3 protein-coding genes and 1 pseudogene are annotated in these 4073 nt (G+C 47.6%); all 4 read right to left on the bottom strand.

What is annotated here, in order from left to right:
- Window positions 1-139, bottom strand: a pseudogene (locus Q0095_RS09805) (F0F1 ATP synthase subunit epsilon); the annotation flags it as partial.
- 10 nt (window positions 140-149) lie between these two features.
- The gene (gene atpD, locus Q0095_RS09810; protein WP_297883337.1) at window positions 150-1547 is read right to left on the bottom strand and encodes a F0F1 ATP synthase subunit beta; all 1398 of its coding nucleotides are present in this window, start codon (window positions 1545-1547) and stop codon (window positions 150-152) included.
- A gap of 11 nt (window positions 1548-1558) precedes the next feature.
- The gene (atpG, locus tag Q0095_RS09815; protein WP_297883338.1) at window positions 1559-2467 is read right to left on the bottom strand and encodes an ATP synthase F1 subunit gamma; all 909 of its coding nucleotides are present in this window, start codon (window positions 2465-2467) and stop codon (window positions 1559-1561) included.
- Between the two features lie 12 nt (window positions 2468-2479).
- Window positions 2480-3994 (bottom strand): F0F1 ATP synthase subunit alpha, encoded by a 1515-nt coding sequence (gene atpA / locus Q0095_RS09820; RefSeq protein ID WP_005869639.1) that lies wholly within the window; start codon window positions 3992-3994, stop codon window positions 2480-2482.
- Window positions 3995-4073 lie beyond the last annotated feature (79 nt).

Raw genomic sequence — 4073 nt, forward strand, 5'->3', positions numbered from 1 at the left:
TAAGCCCCGTTAGCAAGCTCGCATGCCCCGGCAAAATACCCATTTCGCCAGTAATGCCGGGGAGCTGGACGGATTTGACCTCACCCGAAAAGACCATCCCTTCGGGCGTAACGATATCTAAAAGCAAAAATTCTTTCATCTTAAAATTCCTATGCTTTCATCTTTTCAGCTTTTGCTACTACCTCGTCGATATTTCCTACCATGTAAAAGGCATTTTCTGGCAGATCGTCGTATTTGCCCTCTAAAATTCCTTTAAATCCCGCGATAGTCTCCTCTAGCGAGATATATTTGCCCGGACTTCCGGTAAATACCTCGGCTACGAAAAATGGCTGAGATAGATAGCGTTCGATCTTTCTAGCGCGCTCGACTACGAGCTTATCCTCTTCGCTAAGTTCGTCCATACCCAAAATCGCGATAATGTCTTGCAAATCTTTATATTTCTGAAGCACCGCTTGGACGCCGCGAGCGACCTTGTAATGCTCCTCGCCGATGATTTGTGGATCAAGCATTCTTGAGGTCGAATCAAGCGGATCGACGGCAGGATAAATTCCTTTTTCGGCGATCGCTCTGTTTAAAACGGTCGTCGCATCAAGGTGCGCAAAAACGGTCGCAGGCGCAGGGTCGGTAAGGTCGTCCGCGGGCACGTAAACGGCCTGAACGGAGGTAATGGAGCCCTTTTTGGTCGAAGTGATACGCTCTTGCAGTTTACCCATTTCGCTAGCAAGCGTAGGCTGATAACCGACCGCGGACGGAATTCGCCCCAAAAGCGCGGACATCTCCGAGCCCGATTGCGAAAAACGGAAGATATTGTCGATAAACATCAAAACGTCAAGCCCTAGCTCGTCGCGGAAATACTCAGCCATCGTAAGACCGGTTAGCGCGATACGATTTCTCGCCCCCGGCGGCTCGTTCATCTGGCCGTAGGTCAAGGCGACTTTATCCAAAACGCCCGATTCTTTCATCTCATTATAAAGGTCGTTTCCCTCTCTCGTTCGCTCGCCGACGCCCGCAAATACGGAGTAACCGCTGTGTTTGAAAGCGACGTTGTGGATCAGTTCCATGATGATGACAGTCTTACCGACGCCAGCACCGCCGAATAGTCCTACCTTACCGCCCTTTGCATAAGGAGCTAGCAGATCGACTACCTTAATGCCGGTTTCAAAAATTTCGCTCTTCGTGCTTTGATTTTCAAAGCTAGGCGGATCTCTGTGGATCGACCAGCGGGTTTCAAATTTCTCATCCTCGCCCTCGTCGATCAGATCGCCCGTGACGTTAAAAATTCTACCCAAGACCTTCTCGCCCACCGGCACCGTAATAGGCGTGCCCAAAGCGACGGCCTCAAGTCCTCGCCTCAGTCCGTCGCTCATATCCATAGCGATCGTGCGAACGCGATTGTCTCCAAGGTGCGCGGCTACTTCCAAAATAAGCCTTCTTTGGCTACCTTCTACTTCAAATTTTACCTCGACGGCTTCATTGATCTTCGGCAAGTAGTCCTTAAAATCGACGTCGACTACCGGACCCATTACCTGAGAGATTATTCCTTTCATCCGTTTTCCTTTCATTTCATTGATTCGACGCCGCTTATGATCTCGATAAGCTCGGTCGTGATAGAGCCTTGTCTGGCTTTGTTATATGCTAAATTTAACTGCGATACGCGTTCTTTGGCGTTATTTGTCGCATTCTCCATCGCATTCATTCTCGAGCAATGCTCCGCCGCCAAAGAGTCAATAAGCGCGTAATACATGCTGTAGCTAAGATAGCTCTGGATTAAATTTAGCATCAATGTTTCTTCATCCTCAGGACTTTCAACCTCTACTTCCAATGTAGATGTTTTTAAAGCATCCTCACTAATTGCAGGCTCACCGATCGGCACCAACGTATTTACCCGCATCTCTTGAGTAATCATATTCAAATAGCCATTGTGGACGAGTATGACTTCATCGGTTTTGCCTTCGTTAAAGTCCTTAACTGCGGCTTGGACGATTTCGTTAGCTTTCTCAGACGATGGAGATGAGCTGACGCCGATATATCGCTCCAAAAGCTCAACGCCTTGAAAATCAAAATACTCTATCCCCTTTTTGCCGACAGCACGAAGGCGAACCTTGATCTTTTTAGCCTTAAGCTCCTCGATCAAAGCTTTGATCTTTTTGATGGTATTGATATTAAAACCGCCGCAAAGCCCTTTATCTGCGGTGATAAACAGCAGATCAACCACCTTTACCTCTCGAGTGGTATCGAAAATTCTAAGTTTTTCGTCGTTGCCTGAATTATTGCCTACGTAATTTTTAACTCGCGCAGAAATTTCACCCAAGACCTCGTTAATCTTCACCGCATAAGCACGCGAGCGCATCGCCGCCTCTTTAGTGTTTTTAAGCTTGACGTTGGAGACCAGCTTCATAGCTTTGGTGGTCTTCTCCGTATTTCTGACGCTTTTGATTTGAAGTTTTATATCCTTTAAATTTGCCATAATTTAGCCTTCTTAAGCGGCAAAGGTCGCTTTAAAGTCATTTAGAGCCTTGATTAAATTTTCTTCCAAATCCTTCTCGATGGTCTTTTTGCTTCTTATCTCTTCAAAAATTTCAGGGTATTTCGCCTCGATATACGGATAGAGCTCAGCTTCGAATTTACCAATCGAACTCGTAGGCACATCGTCCAAAAATCCGCGGCTTCCCGCAAAGATGATGACCACTTGATTTTCGACCGGAAGCGGCGAATAAGGAGGTTGCTTTAAAATTTCGACCATCCTTTGTCCACGATCCAGCTGCTTGCGGCTACTCTCGTCCAGATCACTCGCAAACTGCGCAAACGCCTGAAGTTCGCGGTACTGGGCAAGATCTAGGCGCAAGGTTCCCGAGACCTTTTTGATCGCTTTAATCTGCGCGGAACCGCCGACGCGGCTAACTGAAAGACCCACGTTGATCGCAGGACGAATTCCTGAGTTAAATAGACCAGATTCTAGGAAAATTTGACCATCAGTGATAGAGATTACATTTGTAGGGATATATGCCGAAACGTCGCCTGCTTGTGTCTCGATAATAGGAAGCGCCGTTAGGCTGCCTGCACCGAGTGCATCGCTTAGTTTGCTAGCGCGCTCAAGCAGGCGGGAGTGCAGGTAAAATACATCGCCAGGATACGCCTCGCGTCCCGGCGGACGGCGCAAGATAAGCGACATCTCGCGATATGCGACCGCATGCTTGCTAAGATCATCGTAGATGATAAGCGCGTGGCGGGAGTTATCTCTGAAATACTCACCCATCGTGCAGCCTGAATACGGAGCCAAATACTGAAGCGCAGCCGCCTCGCTAGCACCTGCCGCAACTACGATCGTATAATCCATCGCACCGTATTCTTCAAGCTTTTTAACGACTTGCGCGACGGTAGATTGCTTCTGGCCGATTGCTACGTATATGCAGATGACATCCTGTCCCTTTTGATTAATGATGGTATCAACAGCAACGGTGGTTTTTCCTGTTTGGCGGTCGCCGATGATGAGCTCGCGCTGTCCGCGACCGATCGGCACTAGCGCGTCTATCGCTTTAAGGCCGGTTTGAAGTGGCTCATGGACGGATTTACGAGCCATGATGCCTTTGGCCTTTTCTTCGACAAATCTAGTATCGCTAGTTTCTATCGCGCCCTTGCCGTCGATCGGCTCGCCTAGGGCATTTACTACGCGACCTATTAGAGCATCACCTACTGGAACGCGCAAAAGCTTACCCAGTCTTTTAACGCTACTACCTTCGTTAATACCGCTAGTATCGCCTAAAATAACGATGCCGACACTGCTCTCCTCTAAATTTAACGCGATACCACGAGCTCCGTTTTCGAATTCGACCATCTCGTTAGCCATTACGTTTTTTAAGCCGTAAACATTAGCAACACCGTCTGCGACCGAAACGACCTTGCCGGTTTCTTCGATATCAACGCTAAGATCGAAATTTTCGATTCGCTCTTTGATTATGCTGCTGATTTCGTCTGCCTTAATTTTCGCACCCACGCTTTACTCCTTTAAATTGCTTTTAAAATATATTCGCTCATTTTTCCTCCTGCTTCTCTAAGATTTATCCTTATTCAAT

It is taken from the genome of uncultured Campylobacter sp., from assembly GCF_938045535.1.
GTDB lineage: Bacteria > Campylobacterota > Campylobacteria > Campylobacterales > Campylobacteraceae > Campylobacter_B.

Excerpts from the sequence above, each read along its gene's own strand:
- atpD (WP_297883337.1), bottom strand. The coding sequence starts at position 1,547 with ATGAAAGGAATAATCTCTCAGGTAATGGGTCCGGTAGTCGACGTCGAT.
- atpG (WP_297883338.1), bottom strand. The coding sequence starts at position 2,467 with ATGGCAAATTTAAAGGATATAAAACTTCAAATCAAAAGCGTCAGAAAT.